At 68.0% G+C, this 22,428-nt stretch carries 23 protein-coding genes; 12 read left to right on the top strand and 11 right to left on the bottom strand.

The window, feature by feature from the left end; genetic code table 11:
* Positions 1 to 398 precede the first annotated feature (398 nt).
* From sbnB to P3102_RS11815, 10 genes are all read left to right on the top strand, one after another.
* Positions 399 to 1,403: a 2,3-diaminopropionate biosynthesis protein SbnB gene (gene sbnB, locus P3102_RS11860; RefSeq protein ID WP_276368959.1), complete on the top strand. Its 1,005-nt coding sequence runs from the start codon at positions 399 to 401 to the stop codon at positions 1,401 to 1,403.
* Between the two features lie 48 nt (positions 1,404 to 1,451).
* Positions 1,452 to 2,231 (top strand): hypothetical protein, encoded by a 780-nt coding sequence (locus tag P3102_RS11855; protein WP_276368958.1) that lies wholly within the window; start codon positions 1,452 to 1,454, stop codon positions 2,229 to 2,231.
* Between the two features lie 45 nt (positions 2,232 to 2,276).
* Positions 2,277 to 3,269: a 2,3-diaminopropionate biosynthesis protein SbnA gene (gene sbnA, locus P3102_RS11850; protein ID WP_276368956.1), complete on the top strand. Its 993-nt coding sequence runs from the start codon at positions 2,277 to 2,279 to the stop codon at positions 3,267 to 3,269.
* A 44-nt stretch (positions 3,270 to 3,313) separates the two neighbouring features.
* Complete coding sequence (cysC, locus tag P3102_RS11845) at positions 3,314 to 3,934, top strand: adenylyl-sulfate kinase (protein ID WP_276368954.1); 621 nt, start codon at positions 3,314 to 3,316, stop codon at positions 3,932 to 3,934.
* A complete protein-coding gene (gene cysD, locus P3102_RS11840; RefSeq protein WP_276368952.1) occupies positions 3,919 to 4,878 on the top strand; it encodes a sulfate adenylyltransferase subunit CysD in 960 nt (319 codons plus the stop codon). Before cysC ends, cysD begins: the two co-directional genes overlap by 16 nt.
* Positions 4,878 to 6,173: a GTP-binding protein gene (locus P3102_RS11835; RefSeq protein WP_276368950.1), complete on the top strand. Its 1,296-nt coding sequence runs from the start codon at positions 4,878 to 4,880 to the stop codon at positions 6,171 to 6,173. Before cysD ends, P3102_RS11835 begins: the two co-directional genes overlap by 1 nt.
* Positions 6,167 to 7,072, top strand: a complete 906-nt coding sequence (locus P3102_RS11830; RefSeq protein WP_276368949.1) for a sulfite exporter TauE/SafE family protein — start codon at positions 6,167 to 6,169, stop codon at positions 7,070 to 7,072. The genes P3102_RS11835 and P3102_RS11830 overlap by 7 nt, the downstream gene beginning before the upstream one ends.
* Positions 7,073 to 7,074: 2 nt before the next feature.
* Positions 7,075 to 7,818: an inositol monophosphatase family protein gene (locus tag P3102_RS11825; RefSeq protein WP_276368947.1), complete on the top strand. Its 744-nt coding sequence runs from the start codon at positions 7,075 to 7,077 to the stop codon at positions 7,816 to 7,818.
* Between the two features lie 58 nt (positions 7,819 to 7,876).
* Positions 7,877 to 8,683 carry a TSUP family transporter gene (locus P3102_RS11820; protein WP_276368946.1) on the top strand — a complete coding sequence of 269 codons (807 nt, stop codon included), beginning with the start codon at positions 7,877 to 7,879 and terminating at the stop codon, positions 8,681 to 8,683.
* A 69-nt stretch (positions 8,684 to 8,752) separates the two neighbouring features.
* On the top strand, positions 8,753 to 9,205 hold the full coding sequence (locus P3102_RS11815; RefSeq protein WP_276368944.1) for a class I SAM-dependent methyltransferase: 453 nt from the start codon (positions 8,753 to 8,755) through the stop codon (positions 9,203 to 9,205).
* A gap of 104 nt (positions 9,206 to 9,309) precedes the next feature.
* On the opposite strand, the gene P3102_RS11810 is transcribed toward P3102_RS11815, so the two are convergent.
* Genes P3102_RS11810 through P3102_RS11795 form a run of 4 tightly spaced genes read right to left on the bottom strand, consistent with a single transcriptional unit; the run spans position 9,310 to position 13,141 of the window.
* On the bottom strand, positions 9,310 to 10,062 hold the full coding sequence (locus P3102_RS11810; protein WP_276368943.1) for a succinate dehydrogenase/fumarate reductase iron-sulfur subunit: 753 nt from the start codon (positions 10,060 to 10,062) through the stop codon (positions 9,310 to 9,312).
* Complete coding sequence (locus tag P3102_RS11805) at positions 10,059 to 11,975, bottom strand: fumarate reductase/succinate dehydrogenase flavoprotein subunit (RefSeq protein ID WP_276368941.1); 1,917 nt, start codon at positions 11,973 to 11,975, stop codon at positions 10,059 to 10,061. Before P3102_RS11805 ends, P3102_RS11810 begins: the two co-directional genes overlap by 4 nt.
* Positions 11,976 to 12,026: 51 nt before the next feature.
* Complete coding sequence (locus P3102_RS11800) at positions 12,027 to 12,857, bottom strand: hypothetical protein (RefSeq protein ID WP_276368939.1); 831 nt, start codon at positions 12,855 to 12,857, stop codon at positions 12,027 to 12,029.
* Positions 12,854 to 13,141, bottom strand: coding sequence for a hypothetical protein (locus tag P3102_RS11795; protein WP_276368937.1), 288 nt, complete (start codon positions 13,139 to 13,141; stop codon positions 12,854 to 12,856). Before P3102_RS11795 ends, P3102_RS11800 begins: the two co-directional genes overlap by 4 nt.
* Before the next feature lie 263 nt (positions 13,142 to 13,404).
* Here P3102_RS11795 and edd point away from each other — a divergent pair, with 263 nt between their 5' ends.
* Both edd and eda read left to right on the top strand, forming a co-directional pair.
* On the top strand, positions 13,405 to 15,294 hold the full coding sequence (edd, locus tag P3102_RS11790; protein WP_276368935.1) for a phosphogluconate dehydratase: 1,890 nt from the start codon (positions 13,405 to 13,407) through the stop codon (positions 15,292 to 15,294).
* Entirely contained in the window at positions 15,291 to 15,911 is a 621-nt protein-coding gene (gene eda / locus P3102_RS11785) for a bifunctional 4-hydroxy-2-oxoglutarate aldolase/2-dehydro-3-deoxy-phosphogluconate aldolase (protein ID WP_276368934.1), read from the top strand. The genes edd and eda overlap by 4 nt, the downstream gene beginning before the upstream one ends.
* Before the next feature lie 45 nt (positions 15,912 to 15,956).
* Here the strand turns inward: eda and P3102_RS11780 are convergent, their stop codons facing one another.
* The 7 genes from P3102_RS11780 to P3102_RS11750 form a co-directional block, all read right to left on the bottom strand.
* A complete protein-coding gene (locus tag P3102_RS11780; RefSeq protein WP_276368932.1) occupies positions 15,957 to 16,394 on the bottom strand; it encodes a GNAT family N-acetyltransferase in 438 nt (145 codons plus the stop codon).
* A 125-nt stretch (positions 16,395 to 16,519) separates the two neighbouring features.
* Entirely contained in the window at positions 16,520 to 16,960 is a 441-nt protein-coding gene (locus tag P3102_RS11775) for a hypothetical protein (RefSeq protein ID WP_276368931.1), read from the bottom strand.
* Between the two features lie 47 nt (positions 16,961 to 17,007).
* Positions 17,008 to 17,631 carry a glyoxalase gene (locus tag P3102_RS11770; RefSeq protein WP_276368929.1) on the bottom strand — a complete coding sequence of 208 codons (624 nt, stop codon included), beginning with the start codon at positions 17,629 to 17,631 and terminating at the stop codon, positions 17,008 to 17,010.
* 534 nt (positions 17,632 to 18,165) lie between these two features.
* A complete protein-coding gene (locus tag P3102_RS11765; RefSeq protein WP_276371111.1) occupies positions 18,166 to 18,693 on the bottom strand; it encodes a regulatory protein RecX in 528 nt (175 codons plus the stop codon).
* Positions 18,694 to 18,816: 123 nt separating this feature from the next.
* Positions 18,817 to 19,857: a recombinase RecA gene (recA, locus tag P3102_RS11760; RefSeq protein ID WP_061984048.1), complete on the bottom strand. Its 1,041-nt coding sequence runs from the start codon at positions 19,855 to 19,857 to the stop codon at positions 18,817 to 18,819.
* 204 nt (positions 19,858 to 20,061) lie between these two features.
* The gene (locus tag P3102_RS11755; RefSeq protein WP_276368927.1) at positions 20,062 to 20,256 is read right to left on the bottom strand and encodes a DUF3046 domain-containing protein; all 195 of its coding nucleotides are present in this window, start codon (positions 20,254 to 20,256) and stop codon (positions 20,062 to 20,064) included.
* A 209-nt stretch (positions 20,257 to 20,465) separates the two neighbouring features.
* Positions 20,466 to 22,364, bottom strand: coding sequence for an Hsp70 family protein (locus P3102_RS11750; protein ID WP_276368925.1), 1,899 nt, complete (start codon positions 22,362 to 22,364; stop codon positions 20,466 to 20,468).
* Between the last annotated feature and the right edge of the window lie 64 nt (positions 22,365 to 22,428).

The following is a 22,428-nucleotide window of genomic DNA, read 5'->3' as shown; positions in this document are numbered from 1 at the left end:
ACCCGGCCTTTCCCGTATCGCGCTCACCCGGCCGATTTCAGCCAGTCGACAGTTTTTTTCCGGCCGGGAGTACTTATCGTCGAAACCTCCGTTTGGCGGTACCTCGTCGCCAGTCCGGGTAACGATGATGTTAACCGACCAAGCAGCGTCCCACGTTTCGGGAACTTCGCCATTGGGGGTTTACATGAGCGGACGAAGCAGCATATGAGCTGATCGCTCGCGTATCGACCATGAGCGAGTCCGGTGAAGGTCGTCCCATCCCGTCGTCCGACGGACAGTGAAAAGCCGGCACGCACGGAGTCGAACGACGTCGCCGAAAAACGCTTCCGGATTCGCCCGGCAGCGAGGCACGGGCATGCCCAGCAGCCGATAACCGCGCGAAACGAGCAAGGAGACGGATGTCATCGCTGTCCATAGTTCCGGGAAAAGCGGTCAAGAACATCATCGACAACTCCCGGAACACCGTTATCGACCTGATTCGAAAAACCTACCTGTTGCATGATTCCGGACAAAGCGTCAATCCGGACAGCTACTTCCTGCGCTTTCCGGACAAACCGAATTCACGGGTCATCGCGTTGCCGAGCTATCTGGGCGGCGATGTCGACCGGATCGGCATGAAATGGATCGCCAGCTTCCCGGACAATGTCGCGTCCAGCAGGCCGCGAGCCTCGGCGGTATTGCTGATCAACGACTACGAGACCGGTTACCCCATCGCCTGTGTGGAGGCGGCGGGCATCAGCGCGGCGCGGACCGCGGCTTCCGCGGCCTTGGCCGCCCGCGAACTGCCTCAGGGCGCCAACGCCGTGAACGTGTCTTTCCTCGGCGCGGGCGTCATCGCACGCACCATCGCCGACTATCTGGTCGAAACCCTGCCGAAGCTCAGTGAGGTCGTGGTCTACGACCGCGATCCCGGCAGTGCCGACCTGTTGGTGGAGCACGCCCGTCAGGTGCACGGCTTGACGGCGCGGCGGGCCGAAAGCCTGTCCGAAACGTTCGACCCCCAACTCGTCGTCTTCGCCACCACGGCGGCGGCTCCCTATGTACCGGCCGAAACCGCGTTCCGGGACGACCAGCTGCTGCTCAACATCTCGCTGCGTGACCTCCCGCCCGAATTGTTGTTGCGCTCGAACAACGTTCTCGATGACGTCGAACACTGCCTGAAGGCCGACACCTCACCCCATCTCGCCGAACGCCTTTCCGGCGGCAGGGAATTCATCAACGGCACCATCGGCGATGTGCTGCGCCACGAGATCACCCTCGCGCCCGATCGCCCGACGATCTTCTCACCCTTCGGACTCGGCGTACTCGATTTGGCGGTCGGCAACCACGTCCTGGAGCAGGCTCGCCTCGACGGTTCCGTGATCGAGATCGAGGACTTCGTCGGCGAAACCAGGCGCTGGTGACGAATCCGGCCGCCGCGCCACCCGATCCACCACCGAGGAGCCCCTTTCATGGACAACCCGGAAGACATCCATCTGGTCGTCGGCCCTCCCCGCTGCGCGTCGACGGCGTTCGCACGAGTGCTGTGGAACAACCCGGAGATCCGCTACTACTCGCACGAGCCGTACGAATCGACGCACTACCGGGCGCTGGACCCCGATCACGCCGACGCCGTTCTCGCCGATCCACTCGACCTCCACACGGTGATCCCGCCCAAAGACGGCAAGAAGCTGCTCGTCAAGGAGATGACCTTTCAGGTCGGCGAGCATTTCCCGCGACTGCTCGCACGGACCGCGCATCCGGTGGTCTTCCTCGTCCGGGACCCCCGGCTGACGATCAGCTCCCGCCGCCGGATCAAAGCGTCGCATGATCTCCCCACGCAGTTCCCGCTCGCCGAAACCGGCTGGCACGACCTTGTCGGCCAGCTCGCCCATTGCCGCGAACACGGCGTCGAGTATCTGCTCGTCGACAGCCACGATTACCGGACGGCACCGGGGCCGATCTTCGAGCGCGTCCTCTCCGCCTGGGATCTGCGCTTCGAGGAAGACCAGCTGCGGTGGCGGCCACAACCAGAGCTGGCGCTGAGCAACCACGGCGCCGACTATTTCTACCGCAGGGTGCTGAACAGTACGGGAATAGAGCCGCCGACCGAGCGCATTCCCGCCTTCGCGGACTTCCCGGCCGAGAACGGTCTGCGCGACCACGTCGAATGGGCGGCCGCCCAGTACGAACGGATGCGCGAAGACGACAACTTCGTGCGTCCGTCGGAACGTAGCTCAGCCGCGCTGTGAGAGATTAGTCGAGGTTCTGCGGCAAGCATTGGGGGTCTACTCGTCATGCCCATCGTCCGCGCACCAGAAGATCTGATCATCGAAGACGTCTACATCGATCTGCAATCGTTCTTCGGAAAATCCGTGTATCTGAAATGCGAGAATTTCAACCTCGCCGGTTCGATCAAACTGAAAGCGGCGCGGTCGATGGTGGACGCCGCCGAGCGCGCGAACCTGCTCGGCGAAGACACCGTCATCGTCGAGTCGTCGTCCGGAAACCTCGGCATCGCACTGGCCATCATCGCCGCCAGTCGGGGATACCGGTTCCTCTGCGTCACCGACCCACGAGCGAATCCCGGCGTCCGCCGGTTGATCGAAAGCATGGGCGGCGAGGTCGTCGTGGTCACGCAGCTCGACGAGACCGGCGGCTACCTCGGTACCCGGATCCGCGCCGTGCAGGAATTGTGCGCCACCGATTCGCGGCACGTCTGGCTGAACCAGTACGCGAACGCGGAAAACTGGCTGGCGCACTACCGGCATACCGCGCCGGCGGTGTTCGCCCAATTCCCTTCGGTCGACTACATTTTCATCGGCGCGGGCACCACCGGCACGCTGATGGGATGTGCCCGTTACCTCCGTGACCACGGGCACCGCGCCAAGATCATCGCCGTCGACAGCACCGGTTCGGTCACCTTCGGCGGGGAGCCAGGGCCACGATTCCTCCCCGGCCTCGGCACCAGCCGGAAACCCGAACTGGTCGATCCCTCCGTCGTCCACGACGTGGTCATGCAGGACGAACGCGAAGCGGTGCAGATGTGCCATCGCCTCGCGGCGAGAGGCTATCTCCTCGGCGGCTCGTCCGGCACGGTGCTCAGCGCGGTGGAGCACTACCTCAAGGATCTTCCCGATCACGTGACCGCGGTGGCCCTCTCCCCCGATCTCGGTGACCGTTACCTGGACACCCTTTACGACCGGGACTGGGTCGAAGAACGGTTCCCCGGCTGCCTGTCTCCCCAGCACCGAGGCGAACGCAGCGAATTGCAGAAGAATTTCGTCTGAGCTTCCTCAAAGTATTTCCAGCTTCTACTCTGCTTGGAGATCTCGTGAACAGCCATGTCGATTCGATTTCCGCAACGCGTACGCAAGACGCGCCCTTCGCCGCCGCGGGCAACAGCAAGGTCCCCGTGCGTGACCGCGGCGCGACCATCTGGTTCACCGGACTGCCCAGCTCCGGCAAGTCGACGATCGCCCGGGAACTGGCGGTCAGTCTCCGCGGTGACGGGCACAAGGTCGAAGTGCTCGACGGGGACGAATTCCGGGCGAAACTGTCGAACGGTCTCGGATTCTCCCGTGCGGACCGGGACATCAACGTCTTCCGCGTCGGGTGGGTGGCCCACTTGCTGGCCCGGAACGGGATCAAGGTCCTCGTTCCGGTCATCGCCCCGTACGCCGCCACCAGGACCGCCATCCGGGAGCAACACCTCCACGGGGGAACGGCTTACCGGGAAGTGCACGTGGCGACACCACTGGACGTCTGCTCCGGTCGTGACGTGAAAGGGCTTTACGCGAAACAGCGGTCCGGGCAGCTGGTCGGGCTCACCGGGGTCGACGACCCCTACGAAGTCCCGGCACGTCCGGATCTCCGGCTGCACACCCAGGAAGAACCCGTCGAACTGACCGTGAGGCGGCTGCGCGCCGCGCTGAACGAATGGGAACTGCTGTGACCCTGTCCGCCGTCGACCGGCCGGTGAGCCGATCCGGTCCCACCGCCCCGTCCGAGCCCGCCCAGCTGGAGACCTTGGAGTCCGAGGCGGCGCACATCATCAGGGAGGCCGTCGCCGAGTCGCAGCGACCGGTACTGCTGTTCTCGGGCGGCAAGGATTCGGCGGTGCTGCTGCACCTCGCGCTGCGTTCGTTCGCGCCGTCGAAGCTGCCTTTCGGCCTCCTGCATGTCGACACCGGGCACAACTTCCCCGAGGTCCTGGCGTTCCGGGACGAGATCGTCGAACGGCACGGGCTGGACCTGACGGTGGCGAGTGTCCAAGACTGGATCGACTCGGGCAGGCTGAGCGAACGCCCGGACGGGTTGCGCAACCCCCAGCAGACCCGCCTGTTGCTCGACGCGATCCGGACCGGCGGATTCGACGCGCTGTTCGGCGGGGCCCGTCGCGACGAGGATCGAGCCAGAGCCAAGGAACGCGTGTTCTCGGTGCGCGACCCGCTGGGCGGCTGGGAACCCCGGCGCCAGCGGCCGGAGCTGTGGCAGCTCTACAACGGCAGGCTCCGGCCCACCGAGCATCTTCGTGTCTTCCCGCTGTCCAACTGGACCGAGGCCGACGTGTGGAGCTACATCGTCCGCCACGACGTACCGCTCCCGCCCATCTACCTCACCCACCGGCGAGAGGTCTTCCGGCGCGACGGCATGCTCCTCGCCCCCGGCTCCTGGGGCGGTCCGCGTCCCGGTGAAACGCTCACCACGCTTTCGGTGCGGTACCGGACGGTGGGGGACATGTCGTGCACCGGAGCAGTCGAATCGGTGGCGAAGACGACCGAGGACGTACTGCGCGAGGTCATGGAGAGCCAGGTGAGCGAGCGCGGGGCGACGCGCGCCGACGACCGCCTGTCCGCCACGGCCATGGAGGACCGCAAGCGGGAGGGCTACTTCTGATGACGAGGGACGCGGGCACGACGGGCGGCCTGCTGCGGCTGGCGACCGCCGGAAGCGTCGACGACGGGAAATCGACCCTCGTCGGCAGGCTCCTGATCGATTCGGATTCGGTGTTCACCGACCAGTTCGACGCGCTGGGCGGAACCGACGGTCTCGAGGTGGACCTCGCCCTGCTCACCGACGGCTTACGGGCCGAACGAGAACAGGGCATCACCATCGACGTGGCCTTTCGCTACTTTTCCACCGCCCACCGCCGGTTCGTCCTGGCGGACACACCGGGTCACGTGCAGTACAACCGGAACACCGTCAGCGGCATGTCACTGGTGGACGCCGTGGTTGTCCTGGTCGACGTCCGGACGGGCCTGCGGGATCAGGCTCGACGGCATCTCGCGGCGGCCTCCCTGCTCCGGGTGCCCCATGTGATCGTGGCGGTGAACAAGATGGACGCGGTCGGCTTCGACGAGGGCCGCTTCACCCGGCTGAGGGACGAAGTCCTGGACTGCACCCGCCGCTTGGGCGTCGAAGACGTGGTGGTGATCCCGCTTTCCGCCCTGCGCGGGGACAACGTGGTGACCCGCTCGCAGAGAACTCCGTGGTACGACGGACCGACGTTGCTGAAGCACCTCGAAGAGGTCCCTGCCGGATCCGCGGCGGCCGCGGGTCCGGCGCGGCTGCCGGTGCAGTGCGTCCTGCGCGGCGCCGAGGAACCGGCACGGTTCTACGCCGGACGGCTGGGCACGGGTTCGCTGGCGCCCGGTGACGAAGTCCTGATCCTGCCGTCCCGGACGCGGTCGCGGGTGCGTCGTGTGCGCCGGCTCGGTGATCCGGTCGAGCGGGCCGAGCCCGGCCAATCGGTGGAAATACAGCTGGCCGACGACGTCGACGTGTCGCGCGGAGATCTCATCGCGGGGCTCCCGGCACCCGTGCTCGCCACCGAGTTCACCGCGGTCATCTGCTGTGTGTCCGACCATCGGCTGCGGGAAGGCGAACCGCTGCTGGTCAAGCACGGCACCCGCACGGCTCGGGGCGTACTGCGCGACATCCGCTCCACCCTCGACCTCACCACGATGTCGTACACCCCGGCCGGGGACGTCATCGGCGGCAACGACATCGCGGTCGTCTCGATCCTGACCGCGGAACCGCTGCCGATCGAACCGTACCGGGACGACCGGATCACCGGCAGCTTCCTCCTGCTCGACCCGGAGGACGGAAGCACGACGGCCGCCGGGATGGCGGAGGCCGCCGCGAGCACGGACTCGACGGCCGAACTCGCCGCGGCGGGCCGGACGTGCTGATCGATCCCGCGCTGGTGGCGACCGCCTTCCTGCTCGGCGGGGTGATCGGCCTGACCGGCATGGGCGGCGGCGCCCTGCTGACGCCACTGCTCATCGGCGTGTTCCACGTCCCGCCCGCGGCGGCGATCGCGTCCGACCTCGTGGCGTCCGCGATCATGAAACCCTTCGGCGCCGCGGTGCACCTGCGGTCCGGAACGGCGGATCTGCGCATCGTCCGCTGGCTGCTCTGCGGTTCGGTCCCCAGCGCGTTCGCCGCGCCGATCCTGTCGCACGCCTTGATCGACGGCGGGCTGCCGAACGACCTCCTGCGCGTCCTGCTCGGCGTGATGGTCGTCGCCAGCTCCGTCCTCGGTCTGTCACGAGCGTTCCTGAACGCGCGAAGGCCGCCTGAACACCGCTCCACCGGCAAGCCGGGCCACCGCCGGAGCCGGATCACGTTGTGCGTGCTCGGTGTCGTCGTCGGAACGCTGGTCGGGCTGACGTCGGTCGGCTCCGGCTCGCTGGTGGCGGCGGGGCTGGTCGTGCTCTTCCCGGCGATGACCGGCAGGCGCCTGACCGCGACCGACCTCGTGCAGGCGGTGCCCTTGGTCTGGGCCGCCGCGCTGGGGCATCTCCTGGTCGGCGAGTTCGCCCTCGGCATCACCGCGTCCGTGGCGCTCGGCGGAATCCCGGGGGTCCTCGTCGGCAGCCTGTGGGCGACGCGGGTGCGCGGCCGGTGGCTCAAGGCGTTCGTGCTCGGCCTCCTGATGTTCAGCGGCTTGTCCATGCTTTCGGCCCCGCTCTGGGCCGCCTTGCCGATCGCCGCCACCGCCGGCACGGTGCACTGGTTCCTCCGGGAGAAACCACCGCCGGAACCCGCTTCCTCGGTCCCCGCCGCGTCGACGATCAGGTCGGAGTAGCCATGTCCCTCTCCGACCCGGAGTTGGCGGCGGCGTTGGCCGGGCGAGCGGGACGACTGCTGAGCCGGTTCCGCACGGGGCACACCGATCTGCCGCCGCCTGAGCTGGGCAAGGCCGCGGACGCCCATGCGGAGGGCTTTCTCGCCAGGGCGCTCGCGTGCTTCCGGCCTGCCGACGGTGTGCTGTCGGAGGAGGCCACCGACGACCGTGTCCGGCTCCGCCGCGACCGCGTGTGGATCGTCGATCCCCTCGACGGGACCCGGGAATACGCGGCCGGACGGCACGCGAACTGGGCGGTGCACGTCGCGTTGTGGGAAGCCGGGGCGGGGCTGACCGCGGCGGCCGTCGCGATCCCCGATCTGGACCTGGTGCACTCGACGGAGGCCCCGCCGCCGGCTTCGACCGGTTCGCCGGTGATGCTCGTCAGCGCCGGGCGCCCGCCGGCGTTCGCCGCCGCCGTGGCCGAAGCGCTGGGGCTGGACCTCGTCGGGATGGGCTCGGCCGGGGCGAAGGCGATGGCGGTCGTCCGCGGGGAGGCCGACGTCTACCTGCACGCGGGCGGACAATGGGAATGGGATTCCGCGGCACCGGCCGCCGTGGCCATGGCCGCCGGGCTGCACGCGTCCCGGATCGACGGATCCCCGCTGCGCTACAACAAACCGGACCCCTGTCAACCCGACCTGCTGATCTGCCGTCCCGAACTGGCCGAGCGCGTGCTCGACTCGGTCACGTCGTTCAGGGCCTGAACAAAGGTAGCACCCTTCGCATGTCGTATCTCGCTTCCCACCGCGCCACGGACGTCACGTGCTGACCCCGCTCGACTGGGCGGGATTCGGCTCGGTGAGCTTCGCCGGCCTGCTTTTCCTCTGTGTGGCGGCGTTCGTCGCCGGAGCGGTGGACGCGATGGTCGGCGGTGGAGGACTCATCCAGCTTCCCGCCCTGTTGCTGCTCATGCCGGGTGGCTCACCGGTGCACGCGCTGGCGACCAACAAGATTTCGAGTCTGGTGGGCACCTCGGCGGCGATTCCCACCTACGCCAGGCGCACGCCCTTGGATTGGCCCTCCGCGCTCCTGATGGCCGTCACCGCGCTCGCCGGAGCCGTCGCCGGAGCCATGTCGGCCACCCTGCTGCCGCCCAGACTGCTCACGATCATCGTGCTGGTCGCCCTGATCGGGGTGGGGCTCTACACGCTGCGCCAACCGGATCTGGGCGTGGCCGAACAAGCCCGGTTCGGAAAGCGACGTGAACTGCTGACGATGACCGGCAGCGGTGCGGTACTCGGCTTCTGGGACGGGCTGGCCGGGCCCGGCACCGGTTCCTTTCTCATTTTCGTCCTGGTGGGGGTGATCGGCTATTCGTTTCTCCGTGCCTCGGCGACCACGAAACTGGTCAACGCCGCCACGAACCTCGGCGCGCTCCTGTTCTTCATCCCGACCGGAAAAGTGCTGTGGGGCCTCGGTTCGGCGATGGCGTGCTGCAATCTCGCGGGTTCGGTACTCGGTGCCTCCGTCGCGGCTCGCCGCGGTTCGAAGTTCATGCGGCGGATCTTCCTGTCCGTGGTCCTCGCGCTCGTCTGCACCCTCACCTGGAAACTGGCCAGTGGTGGGTGAGCGGCCGAAGCTGTTGCCCCGGCGGGGAATCGGTTGGTTCGGGACGTTCCCGCTGTGGAGGGACGACTGATGGCGAACCCGGACACCACCGCGGAACTGTTGTCGGCCTTGCCTGCCCTGCCGGGTGGATCGGTGCTGGTCGTCGGCTGTGGGGACGGCCGGTATCCGCGGCTGTTCCGCCGCGAGGGCGCACGCCGGGTCATGGGGGTCGACGCGGATCAGGCACTGATCGCCGTCGCGCAACGGGAGGAGGAGCGGGATCCGGTCGGGATCTCCTACGAGGTGCACGTGCCGGCGAGACTGCCGGTGATGGGATCGTTCGAAATCGTGGTCGCGTTGCCGGACACCACCGAGGATTTCGACGCGATGGTCCCCCGGCTCAACGCCAATCTCGTCCCTGGCGGGGTGCTGACCGTACGGGCATCCGGAGGCCTCCCACTGGCGCGAGCCTTACAGGATGCGGGCTTCCAGGACATCGAAGAGCACGCTGCTTTCCACAGCGCCCGCAAGCCCGGTGGATGAACTCATGCCGCGGGAAATTTCGCGGCCGCGACCAGGGACCGAAGGAGCTTTCTCCGCCGCTGTGCGGGGAAAGCTCCTTCGGTACCCGTCCGGGCGAAGGCGTTCTACTTGTCCCGCCGGAACAGTTTGTTCCCCAGCCACACGATGGGGTCGTACTTCCGGTCCGCGACGCGTTCCTTCATCGGGATCAGCGCGTTGTCGGTGATGTGGATGCCCTCCGGGCACACGTCCGAGCAGCACTTGGTGATGTTGCAGTACCCGAGTCCGTGCTCCTCCTGCGCCTCGTCCCGCCGGTCGGCGACGTCGAGGGGATGCATTTCGAGTTCGGCGATCCGCATCAGGTACCGAGGTCCGGCGAAGGCCTCCTTGTTCTCCTCGTGGTCCCGCACCACGTGGCAGGTGTTCTGGCACAGGAAGCACTCGATGCACTTGCGGAACTCCTGCGAGCGCTCGACGTCCATTTGCTGCATCCGGTACTCCCCCGGCTTCAGCTCCGGCGGCGGGGTGAACGAGGGGATCTCACGGGCCTTGGTGTAGTTGAACGACACGTCGGTCACCAGGTCGCGGATCACCGGGAACGTCCGCATCGGCGTCACGGTGATGACCTCGTCCTCGGTGAAGGTCGACATCCGCGTCATGCACAGCAGCCGCGGCTTGCCGTTGATCTCCGCCGAGCACGAACCGCATTTACCCGCCTTGCAGTTCCACCGCACCGCCAGATCCGAGGCCTGGGTGGCCTGCAGCCGGTGGATGATGTCGAGGACGACCTCGCCCTCGTTGACCTCGACGCGGTAGTCCTGCAGCTCACCCGAATCGGCGTCGCCGCGCCAGACCCGGAAACTCGCCTTGTAGCTCATGCCGGACTCCCGGGGTGCGAGGCCAGTTCTTCGTCGGTGTAGTACTTCCCCAGCTCGGACAGTTCGAAAAGCTCCAGCAGGTCCTGCCGCAGCGGGGTCTGTTCCTTGGCCTCGATGCCGATCTCCGGCACCACCGGGTTGTCGCCCGGCGTGGCCGAGCAGACCAGGAGTTTGTTGCGCCAGCGGGCGTCCATGCCCGGATGGTCGTCGCGGGTGTGCCCGCCCCGGCTCTCGGTGCGCAGCAGCGCGGCTCGCGCCACGCATTCGCTGACCATCAGCATGTTGCGCAGGTCGACGGCGAGATGCCAACCGGGATTGAACTGCCGGTGTCCCTCGACGGTGACCCGCTTGATCCGCTCCCGCAGCTCCCCGAGCTTCTCCAGTGCCCGCTCGATCTCCTCGGCTTTCCGGATGATGCCGACGAGGTCGTTCATCGACTGCTGCAGTTCGGTGTGCAGGCTGTACGGATTCTCCTCGACGCCGTCACCCGGCGGGTCGAACGGCGCGAGCGCCATCGCCGCGGCGGCGTCCACATCGGACCGGCCGACCTTGGGGCGGTCCTTCAGTTCCGCCACATAGGAGGCGGCGCCGAGGCCCGCGCGCCTGCCGAAGACGAGCAGGTCCGAAAGCGAGTTGCCACCGAGCCGGTTCGAGCCGTGCATCCCGCCCGAGCACTCGCCCGCGGCGAACAGCCCCGGCACACTCGACGACGCGGTGTCCGGGTCGACCTCGATCCCGCCCATCACGTAGTGACAGGTGGGGCCGACCTCCATCGGCTCCTTGGTGATGTCGACGTCGGCGAGTTCCTTGAACTGGTGATACATCGACGGCAGCCGTTTACGGATCTCCTCCGCGGGCAGCCTGCTGGCGATGTCGAGGAAGACCCCGCCGTGCGGCGATCCCCGGCCCTCCTTGACCTCGGTGTTGATCGCGCGCGCGACCTCGTCGCGGGGCAGCAGGTCCGGGGTGCGGCGGTTGTTGTCGGCGTCGGTGTACCAGCGATCGGCTTCTTCCTCGCTGTCCGCGTACTGTCCCTTGAACACATCGGGGACGTAGGAGAACATGAACCGGTCGTCCTCGGTGTTCTTGAGGACCCCACCGTCACCGCGGACGCCTTCGGTGACCAGGATCCCCTTCACACTCGGCGGCCAGACCATGCCGGTCGGATGGAACTGGACGAACTCCATGTTGATGAGCGTCGCCCCGGCCCGCAGCGCCAGCGCGTGCCCGTCGCCGGTGTACTCCCACGAGTTGGAGGTGACCTTGAACGACTTCCCGATGCCGCCCGTGGCCAGCACGACCGCCGGTGTCTCGAACAGGATGAACCGGCCACTCTCCCGCCAGTACCCGAAGGCGCCCGAGATCCGGCCGTTCTCGGTCAGCAGTTCGGTGATCGTGCATTCGGCGAAGACCTTGATCCTCGCCTCGTAGTCACCGGTCTCCTTGAAGTCCTCTTGTTGCAGTGAAACGATTTTCTGCTGCATCGTGCGGATCAGTTCGAGTCCGGTGCGGTCGCCGACGTGCGCCAGCCGCGGGTAGGTGTGCCCGCCGAAGTTGCGCTGGCTGATCCGGCCGTCGGCGGTGCGGTCGAACAGCGCGCCGTAGGTCTCCAGCTCCCAGACCCGGTCCGGCGCCTCCTTGGCGTGGAGTTCGGCCATCCGCCAGTTGTTGAGGAACTTCCCGCCGCGCATGGTGTCGCGGAAGTGCACCTGCCAGTTGTCGTTCGAGTTCGCGTTGCCCATCGACGCCGCGCAGCCGCCTTCGGCCATCACCGTATGCGCCTTGCCGAACAGCGATTTGCACACCACCGCGACGCTGAAGCCGCGTTCACGGGCCTCGATGACCGCGCGGAGACCGGCGCCGCCGGCCCCGATCACCACCACGTCGTAGCCGAACGTTTCAACCTCGGTCATGGAGAGAGCCACCTCAAAGCTTGTCGCCGGGGACGGGAGATTCCCGCGCCGCTAGTCGATGAACCGCAGATCCGAAATCGCACCGCTGGCCACGAGCATCACGTAGAGGTCGGTCAGCACGAGTGTGCCGAGCGTCGTCCACGCCAGCGCCATGTGCCGGGTGTTGAGCTTCGTGATCTGCGTCCAGATCCAGTAGCGGACCGGATGTTTCGAGAAGTGCTTGAGCCTGCCGCCGGTCACGTGACGGCACGAGTGGCAGGACAAGGTGTAGGCCCACAGCAGGATCACGTTGCCGAGCAGCACGATGTTGCCGAGCCCGAAACCGAAACCGCCGGTCTTGCCGTGGAACGCGGTGATCGCGTCGTAGGTGTTGACCAGCGAGACGATCACGGCCACGTAGAAGAAGTATCGGTGGGCGTTCTGGATGATCAGCGGCAGCCGCGTCTCACCGGTGTACTTCTCGTGCGGTTCGGCGACCGCGCAGGCGGGCGGCGAGAACCAGACCGCGCGGTAGTACGCCTTGCGGTAGTAGTAGCAGGTCAGCCGAAAGCCGAGCAGGAACGGCAGGACGAGGAAGCCGAGCGGGACGAAGCCCGGCAGTTCGCCGATCCAGGTCCCGAAATGCCGGGAACCTTCGACACAGGATTCCGAGACGCAGGGCGAGTAGAACGGCGTCAGGTAGTGGTACTCGGGCACCCAGTACGCGGTGCGCACGAACGACCTGATCGTCGCGTAGACGATGAAGGCGGAGAGGCCGAGGACGGTCAGCAGCGGGGACAGCCACCACCGGTCGGTGCGCAGCGTTCGCTCGGCGATCCGGGCCCGCGACGGTGCGCGGACCCCCGTACCCCGTCCGGCCTCATGGCCTGCGGGACCGTTCACCGCTGGTCGCGCTTGTAGCCGCCGACGCCTTCGTCGTCGGCACCTTGCCACAGCGCCGGGTCGTAAGGCGTATCGGGAATCTGGACTCGATCGGTGGCCTTCGCCTGCGCGGGCACCGCGTTCGGGGTGGTGTCGAGATCGGTCGCGTCGATGTCGAGCCGCTCGACGTCGTTCGCCAGGCGCCGTACCGCCGCGGCGTCGCCGTATCGGGATCGCAGCGCGCCGACGCACTGCCTCAGCTGACCGATGGCTCGCCGAAGCTCGGCGATCTCTGTGGTGGACATCGGTACCTCCCGATGGTCGGTTCGGTGGGCCGCTCGAGCCTTCGAAGGCAGGCGATCCTCGCCGTCTCGACTCTGCCGCGCGTTGTGCAATGTGACAAGTAGCACAGTAGAACCCAAGGACGTGACGGAGGTCACGCGAGTCGATCTTCTGTATCGATTTTGATTCGGGCTTTGCCCCCCGGTACTGTGGCCACTGTCACGACCCAGCGACGTCAGCGTTGCCGTCCCGCGGACCATCACGACCAGTGATCCGGAGCCGGACAATGAGCACCGCCCCGAACGTCCACCCCATCATCGCCCAAATCACCGAACGCATCACTACCCGCAGCGCCGAAACCCGCGCCGCGTACCTCGACCGTGTCGCCGCCTCCCATGCGGAAGGACCGATGCGGCGCGGCCTCGACTGCAGCAACCTCGCCCACGGCTTCGCCGCGATGGAAGGTGTCGACAAAGCGGCACTGCGTGCCGTGCGGGCGCCGGGCGTCGCGATCGTCTCCTCGTACAACGACATGCTTTCGGCGCACCAGCCGATGCAGGAATACCCCGCGCTGCTCAAGGGCTCGGTCCGTCAGGCCGGCGGGGTGGCGCAGTTCGCCGGTGGCGTGCCCGCGATGTGCGACGGCGTCACCCAGGGCCGTCCCGGGATGGAGCTGTCGCTGTTCAGCCGGGAGGTGATCGCGATGTCGACCGTGATCGCGCTTTCCCATGACATGTTCGACGCGGCACTGCTGCTCGGCGTCTGCGACAAGATCGTGCCGGGCCTGCTGATCGGGGCGCTGTCCTTCGGGCACCTCCCGGCGATCCTGGTGCCCGCCGGGCCGATGAACTCGGGTCTGCCGAACAAGGAGAAGGCGCGCGTGCGCCAGCTCTACGCCGAGGGCAAGGCGACCCGCGAAGACCTGCTGGACGCCGAAGCGGCTTCGTACCACTCGGCGGGAACGTGCACCTTCTACGGCACGGCCAACTCGAACCAGATGGTCGTCGAGGTGATGGGCCTGCACCTGCCGGGCGCCAGCTTCGTGCAGCCGAACTCGCCGCTGCGGAAGGCGCTCACCGAAGAGGCCGGACGCCGGGTGGTGAAGCTCTCGCGGGGCGAGGAGTACACGCCGATCTCGCGCGTGATCGACGAGAAGGCCGTCGTCAACGGCGTCGTCGCGCTGCTCGCCACCGGCGGTTCGACCAACCACACGATGCATCTCGTCGCGATCGCCGCGGCCGCGGGCATCCAGCTGACCTGGGACGACTTCTCCGAGCTGTCGGCCGTCGTCCCCCTGCTGGCGCGCGTGTACCCGAACGGCAGCGCCGACATCAACCACTTCCACGCCGCCGGGGGCATCCAGTTCCTGGTCGGCACGCTGCTCGACGCGGGGCTGCTGCACGAGGACGTCCAGACCGTCGCCGGACCGGGTCTGCACCGCTACCGGCAGGAACCGATCCTCTCCGAGGGGGAACTGGTCTGGCGTGACGTCCCGACGCGCAGCCTCGACGAGGACGTCCTGCGTCCCGTGTGGCGGCCGTTCGCCGCCGACGGCGGGCTGCGGATGGTGGCGGGCAATCTCGGCCGCGGGGTGCTGAAGGTGTCGGCCGTGGCGCCGGAGCACCGGATCGTGCAGGCCTCGGCGCGCGTGTTCACCGACCAGAAGTCCTTCAAGGACGCTTTCGAGGCCGGGGAGCTGGACCGCGATGTCGTCGTGGTCGTCCGGCAGCAGGGCCCGCGGGCCAATGGGATGCCGGAGCTGCACGGCCTCACCCCGGCGCTGGGGGTGCTGATGGACCGCGGGCACCAGGTGGCGTTGGTCACCGACGGCCGGATGTCGGGCGCGTCCGGGAAGATCCCGGCGGCGATCCAGGTGACCCCGGAAGCCGCCGCGGGCGGCCCGATCGCGCGGATCGCCGATGGTGACGTCATCCGTCTCGACGCCAAGGCCGGGACGCTCGACGTCTTCGTGGGTGACGAAGAACTCGCCCGCCGTGAACTGGTGGACTCCCCGCCTTCGGAGGCATCCTGGACCGGCACCGGCCGGGAGCTGTTCGCGGCGCTGCGCCGCGCGGTCGGTCCCGCCGACCAAGGCGCGAGCGTGTTCGGACCGCTCATGCCGGAACACTTCGGCGCTCCGGCGCACACGTTGACCCCTGTGGAGGTAACCCAGTGACCACCGGCGCCGACCTGCTCGGCCTGTCCCCCGTGATGCCCGTCGTCGTGCTCGACGACGCCGACGACGCCGTGCCCACCGCGCGGGCCCTCCTCGCGGGCGGGATCGGCGTGATCGAGCTGACCCTGCGCACTCCGGCGGCACTCGCCTCCATCGAGCGGATCGCCGCGGAGGTCCCGGAGATCGTCATCGGCGCCGGGACGGTCACCGCGCCCGAGCACGCCAAGCAGGCGGCCGCCGCCGGGGCGAAGTTCCTGGTGACCCCGGGTTGCACGGACTCGGTCCTCGACGCGGCGTTCGACACCGGGCTCCCGTTCCTGCCCGGCGCGAGCACGGTTTCGGAGGCGATGCGGCTGGCCGAACGCGGGCTGACCGCGCTGAAGTTCTTCCCCGCCGAGGCCAGCGGCGGCGTGGCGTACCTGAAGTCCATCGGTGGCCCGCTGCCCGGGCTGCGCTTCTGCCCCACCGGCGGGATCACCGTGAAGACCGCGCCGGACTACCTCGCACTGTCCACTGTGGGCTGTATCGGTGGTTCGTGGCTGACGCCGAAGGACGCCTTGGCGGCCAAGGACTTCGGGAAGATCGAGGCTCTGGCGGCGGAGGCGTCGCAGCTCTGATCCTCGTCGTGGAGGCCACCTTCGCGAAGGTGGCCTCCACGGCTTTCAGAGCGGGAGCTGGTACTGGAGGAAACCGCGATTGACCGCCACCTGGTCGTACAGACGACGCGCGGTGGCGTTGGATTCCTTGGTGTGCCAGTAGACCCGGTCACAGTCGCGGTCACGCGCCCAGTCCGCGACGGCCCCGATCAGCGCCCGTGCGACGCCTTTGCCCCGGGCTTCCGGCGCGGTGAACAGGTCTTGCAGATAACAGACGTCGGTGAGCGCGGAAGTGCTGGGATGAACCAGGAAGTGCGTGATCCCGACGAGCTCGCCGCCTACGCGGGCCCCGAGCGCGTGCAGCCGCTCCCCCGTGCGGAATTCTCCCCAGGCGCGGTCGTAAACCTCCTGGGGCGCAACACGTTCATAGAAGGTGATGTACGCCCGGAACAGGTTTTCCCAGACCTTGCGGTCTTCTGGCGCCAATGGAGCGATGGTGATCATGTGGTCCTCCCGGTGATCACCCGAGCCTAGGGTTTCACCGCCGCCCCGCCAGTGGCCACTCACGCGGTAAAACAAGCGGCCACTCCCGCCTGGTGTGGCTTGGCTGGTCCTCGCGCGCGGTGGGCTCAGCTGACGGCTTGCTTCACCAGGACGGCGATGCGCTTCTTCACCGCGGGGGTGAGGCCGGTCAGCGCGAAGGCCGTCGCCCACATCTCGCCGTCGTCCAGCCGCGCGGTCTCGTTGAAGCCGAGCGTCGCGTATCGCGTCTTGAACTTGGCCGCCGCCTGGAAGAAGCAGACGATCTTGCCTTCCAGCGCGTAGGCGGGCTGGCCGTACCAGAGCTTCGGCGCCAGCATCGGGGCGTTCGCCTTCACGACGGTGTGGACCAGTTCGGCGAGCACGCGGTCCTCATCGGGCATCTCGGCGATCTTCGCCAGCACGTCCCGCTCCGCCGCCGCCGCTTTGTCCTCGGCCGAACCGCGGCGCGCCGCCTTCTTCATGTCCTCGGCGTGTTCTTGCATCGCGGCCTTCTCCTCGGCCGTGAATCCTTCGTAGGTGGTGGTCATGGTTTCTCCTCGGTAGGCAGCGAGCGGGGGCAGCCGGTAGTGGCACATCAGGACTGGTCGGCGAGCGCGGCGGTCTCCCAGGCGAACCCGTCCGGATCGGTGAACGGGGCGGCGCCGTGGATCGCGATCCGGTGCGAGCCGGTGCCTTCGGGGGACACGCCCGCGTCCTTGGCCAGTGCCTTGCGCCGGTACAGGGCCAGCTTCACGGGGCTCGGACCAGCCTCGAACTCGACGTACACACGGCCGAAGCTCTTTCCCACGGTGAGACCGTGCTCGACGTAGAACTTCTTGCCGGCGGCCACGTCGGCGACGCCCAGCAGCAACACGATGTCGTCGAACTCGCGGACGGCCGGCCCGGTGTTCTTCTTCGCCGAGGTCGCGATCTTCCAGATCGCGCCGTCCGGGGCCTGGACGACACCGCCGTAACCCCACATCGATTTCGCGGCGGGCTTGAGCACGGTCGCCCCGGCGGCGACGGCGGCGGAGATGAGCGCGTCGGCGTTGGCGGGCTGGGAGACCGTGAGGGAAAGGGTGTAGCCGCGGAAGCCGGTGGACGGCTTCTCCGAAGCCCGCCAACGCACCTCGAACCCGAGCCCGAAGGCGGTGGTGTAGAAGCGTTCGGCGGCCTCGGTGTCGGCCACTTCGAGGGTGATGGCGTCGATGAAGTTCATGCCGGTAACGCTATTTCCGAGCAGATGCCCGGTGCTTCTCGATTCCTGATCGGTCTTTGTCGGCGCCGGTCAGCGCCTTCCTGGCGGGCGATCACGGGTCATGCTCGGCTGCATACCGATGAAGTGCCCGCGGACCTCGGCCGAGCGGGTTCCCCATGTCGCATCGGAGACGCTCAGTGTCCCTAGTGCGACATGGGGACCCCGAACCCAGGGCTGCCGCGTCGGCAGGAACAGCCCAGGGATCTCCCGGCATGGGATCGTGCACGCCACCGAGTCGGTCACCGGAATCGTGGTGGCGTTTCGGGCTATCGAGGGGTAGGCCCACCGTGGCATGGCCGGAGCCTCGGTGGTGCGCGTACCCGGGCCCTGGGCGAGCCCGACGCTCATGTCGCGAAAACCACTTTTGCCTTTACCCGCAAGGGAAACCGAAACGTCACTCACGACCCGCGAGAACGCAAACACCGGCCGGCGGGCAAGCGGGACCGCACGGCCGGTGAACAGTTCAGGTGAAGGGTGACTCAGGTGAAGGGTGACTCAGTCGAGGGCGGCGTCGTCCAGGAGCGCCGACTCGGCACCGAACTCGCGGAGTTCGTCACGGATCACGGTGTAGGCCAGCCCCTGGGGATAGCCCTTGCGGGCGAGGAAGCCCAGCAGGCGGCGGATCGCCGTCTGCTCGTCGACGTTGCCCAGGGAGCGCATGCGCTTCCGTACCAGCTCTCGGGCGCGCTGCTCCTCTGCCTCTCGGTCCACCTCGTCGGCGGCCTGGACGGCGATGTCCCCATCGATTCCTTTGCGTTTGAGCTCGGCCACGAGGGCGTTCCGTGCCAGGCCCATGTTGGCATGGCGGGAACGAACCCACATTTCGGCGAACTCGGCGTCGTTGATGAGCCCTGCCTGGTCCAGCTTACCGAGCAGGGTCTCCGTCGTCTCCTCGTCGAAGCCCTTGCGCTTGAGGGCCTGACGCAGTTCCTCCGCGGAGCGCGGGCGCGCGGCCAGGAGATCGAAGCAGATCTCCTTGGCCTTCTTCCTCCGCTCGTCCGGCGGCAGCTCCGCCGGATCCACTTTGGGCGCACGCATTCAGCTACCACTCCTCAGAAGTCCACAACGAATCGGCACCCGAGCCCCGAAAGGCCGGCGTCGGAAGGCATGGCGAAGAGGCACACCTCGCCCCATCGCCTGACTTCCCTAGAAGTCGACCGGCGCGGGGGCGGCTTCGGCGTCGACGACGGCACCGATGCCGAGCTTCTCCTTGATGCGCTTCTCGACCTCGTTGGCGATGTCCGGGTTCTCGAGCAGGAACTTGCGCGCGTTCTCCTTGCCCTGACCCAGCTGGTCGCCCTCGTAGGTGTACCAGGCGCCGGACTTGCGCAGGATGCCCTGGTCGACACCCATGTCGATCAGCGAGCCCTCGCGGGAGATGCCCTTCCCGTACAGGATGTCGAACTCGGCCTGCTTGAAGGGCGGCGCGACCTTGTTCTTCACGACCTTGACGCGGGTGCGGTTGCCGACGGGCTCGCCGCCGTCCTTCAGCGTCTCGATACGGCGGACGTCCAGACGGACCGACGCGTAGAACTTCAGCGCCTTACCACCGGTCGTGGTCTCCGGGGAGCCGAACATGACGCCGATCTTCTCGCGCAGCTGGTTGATGAAGATCGCGGTGGTGCCGGAATTGCTCATCGCACCGGTCATCTTCCGCAGCGCCTGGCTCATCAGCCGGGCCTGGAGACCGACGTGGCTGTCCCCCATCTCGCCCTCGATCTCGGCGCGCGGCACGAGCGCGGCGACCGAGTCGATGACCAGGATGTCGAGCGCGCCGGAGCGGATCAGCATGTCCGCGATCTCGAGCGCCTGCTCACCGGTGTCCGGCTGGGAGACCAGCAGCGCGTCGGTGTCGACGCCGAGCTTCTTGGCGTAATCCGGGTCCAGCGCGTGCTCCGCGTCGATGAACGCGGCGATGCCGCCGTTCCGCTGCGCGTTGGCGACCGCGTGCAGGGCGACGGTGGTCTTACCGGAGGATTCCGGGCCGTAGATCTCGATGACCCGGCCGCGGGGCAGGCCGCCGATCCCGAGCGCGACGTCGAGCGCGATGGCGCCGGTCTGGATGACCTCTATCGGCACGCGGCCCTCTTCGCCGAGGCGCATGACCGAGCCCTTGCCGTACTGCTTGTCGATCTGGGCGAGGGCCAGTTCGAGCGCCTTGTCCTTGTCGGGTGCTGCTGGTGCCATGGAGTCCACCTCGTTGGTTGAGCCGGTAGGGCTTGTTCAGTTCTGAGCTGTCGGGTCCGACGCTACGGGCGACCACCGACAATTCCAGGCCTCGCGCCCAAGCTGTGGATCGCTGACCCCGTTGTGGACAACACCATAGACGAACGTGTGTTCGAGGCCGTCCCCGACACGCCGTCGCGCTAGGGTCTGACCTCTTTGCCGAGGTCAGCGTCGCTCCGGCGGGATTTCGAAGGCGTCGCAGACCGCCCGCCAGACGTCTTTGGCCGAGGTTCCCGCGTCGAGAGCCTGTTCGACGGTCCGGCCCCCGAGTTCACCGAAGACGTGATCCCTGGCCAGGGTTTCCGCACGTCCGGGACCGAATTCGTCGGCCATCAGCCGCCGGAAGACCGTGATACGCATCGGGCGAAGTCTAGCCCCGCCTCCGGCGCGGCATCGGCGAGGCGGGGGTCGAGGTGGTCTTTCGTGATGCCCACGGTGAGGTACATGAAGGCCCTTCATGTACCGGGAAGGTCGCGTTTCCGGCGTGAGGGAGGGCCTGCAGACCTGCGATCCCGGCGCGGCATCGGGCAGTCGGCAACGACGGGCGCCTTCACGCGCGAATACGGCGTCTACTCGCCCGGCTGGACGCTCTTCTCGAAGTAATCGGCCAGTTCACCCGGCGTCGGGTTCTGGCCCTCCGCGGGGACCTGGTAGATGAAGCCGACCAGCGGCCGGTCGGTCACGGTGAAGACCAGTACGGCGGCGTTCCGGCCGGCGGCCGAGGAGTACTGGCCTTCCAGGGCGTTGCCCACCCATTTGGCCTCGGTGCGGTCCCCACCGGCCGCGTTGAGCAGTCCGTCGGTGTAGGCCTTGAGCTTGTCCGCGGAGTCGCTCTGCAGGTAGGTCACCTGGGTCCCGGCGCGACCGGGGGCGGAGCAGGTCGACGTCACGCCCAGGTCCTCGGCCGGTTTCGCCGGCCCGTTGCCCATACCGGGTTTGCAGTCGCCGGTGTCGGCGATCTTCCCCGCGAGCTGCCGCAGGCAGCCGGTGAGGCCCTTGTCGTCGGCCACGCCGGGCACCTTGCACTCCTCGGCGGTGTAGGTCGTGACCGACGAGGACGTCAGGAAGTACGTGAGCCCGGCGGCGATCAGCACGACGACGGCCACGATGGCGCCGATGACGAGCGGCTTCCTCTTGCTCGCGGGCGCCTTGTCCCCGGCGGTCGGTCCGGCCAGCGAGTACGTCGGGAAGTTCGTCGGCGCGGGCTGCTGCACCTGCTGCGGACCGCTGTTCGGGTACCCCGACTGCGGGAAACCGCCGGACTGGCCGGGGCCGGACTGATAACCCGGAATCGACGCGACCTGCTGCGGTGGCGCGTACGGCCCCGAAACACCGGGGTGCGCGCCGGTGCCGGCCGCGACCTGCCCTTCGACACCCTGCGTACGCGAGCTGATGCCGTCGGAAGCGACGTGCTGGGCGCCGAGCGCGACCGCGGTCTCCGGCTGGTCGAGACTGCCGGGGACGACGCCCAGCTTCTCCGCGATCAGGCTGCCGACCAGCGGGAGACGGCTCGAACCGCCGACGAGGTAGATGCCGGCGAGCCGGTCCGGGGTCATTCCCGCCGAGCGGACCACGCGTGCCATCAGCTCGACACTGCGCAGCATCGACGGCCGCACCAGCGCTTCGAGTTCGCCTCGCGTGACGAGGACGTCCTCGAACGGTTCCGGCATCGGGACCTCGGTCTGCGGGTGTCGCGAGAGGGCCTCCTTCGCCGCCTTCACGTCCTCCTGCAGCGCGCGTCGCGTACGACGGTCCGGAGTGGACTCGGGCCGCAGGACCCGCTGCCAGCGCTGGGGATCCTTGTGCGAGACCTCACGGCCGACGTGCACCAGCAGCGCCTGGTCGACGTCGAGGCCACCGAGGTCGGGAAGGCCGTCTTCGGCGACGACGGTGAAACCGCCGTCCGGGGTCGCGCCGACGATCGCGACGTCGAAGGTGCCGGCGCCGAGGTCGTACACGGCGAGTGCCTGGCCGGGCGCGAGCGTCTTGCCGGGGAACGACGCGAAATGCGCCGCCGCGGCGACCGGCTCGGGCACGAGGACCAGGTTGCCCCCCATCCCGGCGAGCCGGGCGGCGGACAACAGCACGGTGCGGCGCGTCTGGCCCCACTGCGCGGGGTGGGTGAGCCGGACCTCGTCGGGCAGCTCGCCGCCGAGCTGGCGGGTGGTCTCGTCGAGGACACGGCGCAGGATCGCGGCCAGCACCTCGGTGACCGGGATGACGTCGGTGCCGAGCAGGAGCGTCTGTTCGTCGATACGGCGTTTGGGGTTGGGCTCGAAGCGCGTCGGGTCGAGACGGGCCCGGCGTTCGGCGTCCCGGCCGACCATGATCGTGCCGTCCTCGGTGGCGAACACCGCGGACGGCATGTTGGCCGAACCGTCGACCTCGACCACCCGCGGCGGCCGCCCGTGCGCCGAAAGGACGGCCACGGTGTTGGACGTCCCGAGGTCCACCGACAGGATCCGCACAGCACTTACCCCTTCACAGCCGAACGGCGACCGCCCCAGCATTGATCAGGCCGCGCTGGCCGTG

Source organism: Amycolatopsis sp. QT-25, assembly GCF_029369745.1.
GTDB lineage: Bacteria > Actinomycetota > Actinomycetes > Mycobacteriales > Pseudonocardiaceae > Amycolatopsis.
The sequence above is the reverse complement of the archived record's forward strand: the minus strand, read 5'-3'. Positions and strand labels throughout refer to the sequence as shown.

What these genes read in the sequence shown, in the direction of transcription:
- P3102_RS11775 (WP_276368931.1), bottom strand. Translation starts at nt 16,960, where the DNA reads ATGACCACCACCTACGAAGGATTCACGGCCGAGGAGAAGGCCGCGATG.
- P3102_RS11795 (WP_276368937.1), bottom strand. Translation starts at nt 13,141, where the DNA reads ATGTCCACCACAGAGATCGCCGAGCTTCGGCGAGCCATCGGTCAGCTG.
- P3102_RS11770 (WP_276368929.1), bottom strand. Translation starts at nt 17,631, where the DNA reads ATGAACTTCATCGACGCCATCACCCTCGAAGTGGCCGACACCGAGGCC.
- sbnB (WP_276368959.1), top strand. Translation starts at nt 399, where the DNA reads ATGTCATCGCTGTCCATAGTTCCGGGAAAAGCGGTCAAGAACATCATC.
- P3102_RS11755 (WP_276368927.1), bottom strand. Translation starts at nt 20,256, where the DNA reads ATGCGTATCACGGTCTTCCGGCGGCTGATGGCCGACGAATTCGGTCCC.
- sbnA (WP_276368956.1), top strand. Translation starts at nt 2,277, where the DNA reads ATGCCCATCGTCCGCGCACCAGAAGATCTGATCATCGAAGACGTCTAC.
- P3102_RS11810 (WP_276368943.1), bottom strand. Translation starts at nt 10,062, where the DNA reads ATGAGCTACAAGGCGAGTTTCCGGGTCTGGCGCGGCGACGCCGATTCG.
- recA (WP_061984048.1), bottom strand. Translation starts at nt 19,857, where the DNA reads ATGGCACCAGCAGCACCCGACAAGGACAAGGCGCTCGAACTGGCCCTC.
- P3102_RS11805 (WP_276368941.1), bottom strand. Translation starts at nt 11,975, where the DNA reads ATGACCGAGGTTGAAACGTTCGGCTACGACGTGGTGGTGATCGGGGCC.
- cysD (WP_276368952.1), top strand. Translation starts at nt 3,919, where the DNA reads ATGGGAACTGCTGTGACCCTGTCCGCCGTCGACCGGCCGGTGAGCCGA.
- P3102_RS11855 (WP_276368958.1), top strand. Translation starts at nt 1,452, where the DNA reads ATGGACAACCCGGAAGACATCCATCTGGTCGTCGGCCCTCCCCGCTGC.
- P3102_RS11780 (WP_276368932.1), bottom strand. Translation starts at nt 16,394, where the DNA reads ATGATCACCATCGCTCCATTGGCGCCAGAAGACCGCAAGGTCTGGGAA.
- P3102_RS11825 (WP_276368947.1), top strand. Translation starts at nt 7,075, where the DNA reads ATGTCCCTCTCCGACCCGGAGTTGGCGGCGGCGTTGGCCGGGCGAGCG.
- P3102_RS11815 (WP_276368944.1), top strand. Translation starts at nt 8,753, where the DNA reads ATGGCGAACCCGGACACCACCGCGGAACTGTTGTCGGCCTTGCCTGCC.
- edd (WP_276368935.1), top strand. Translation starts at nt 13,405, where the DNA reads ATGAGCACCGCCCCGAACGTCCACCCCATCATCGCCCAAATCACCGAA.
- P3102_RS11835 (WP_276368950.1), top strand. Translation starts at nt 4,878, where the DNA reads ATGACGAGGGACGCGGGCACGACGGGCGGCCTGCTGCGGCTGGCGACC.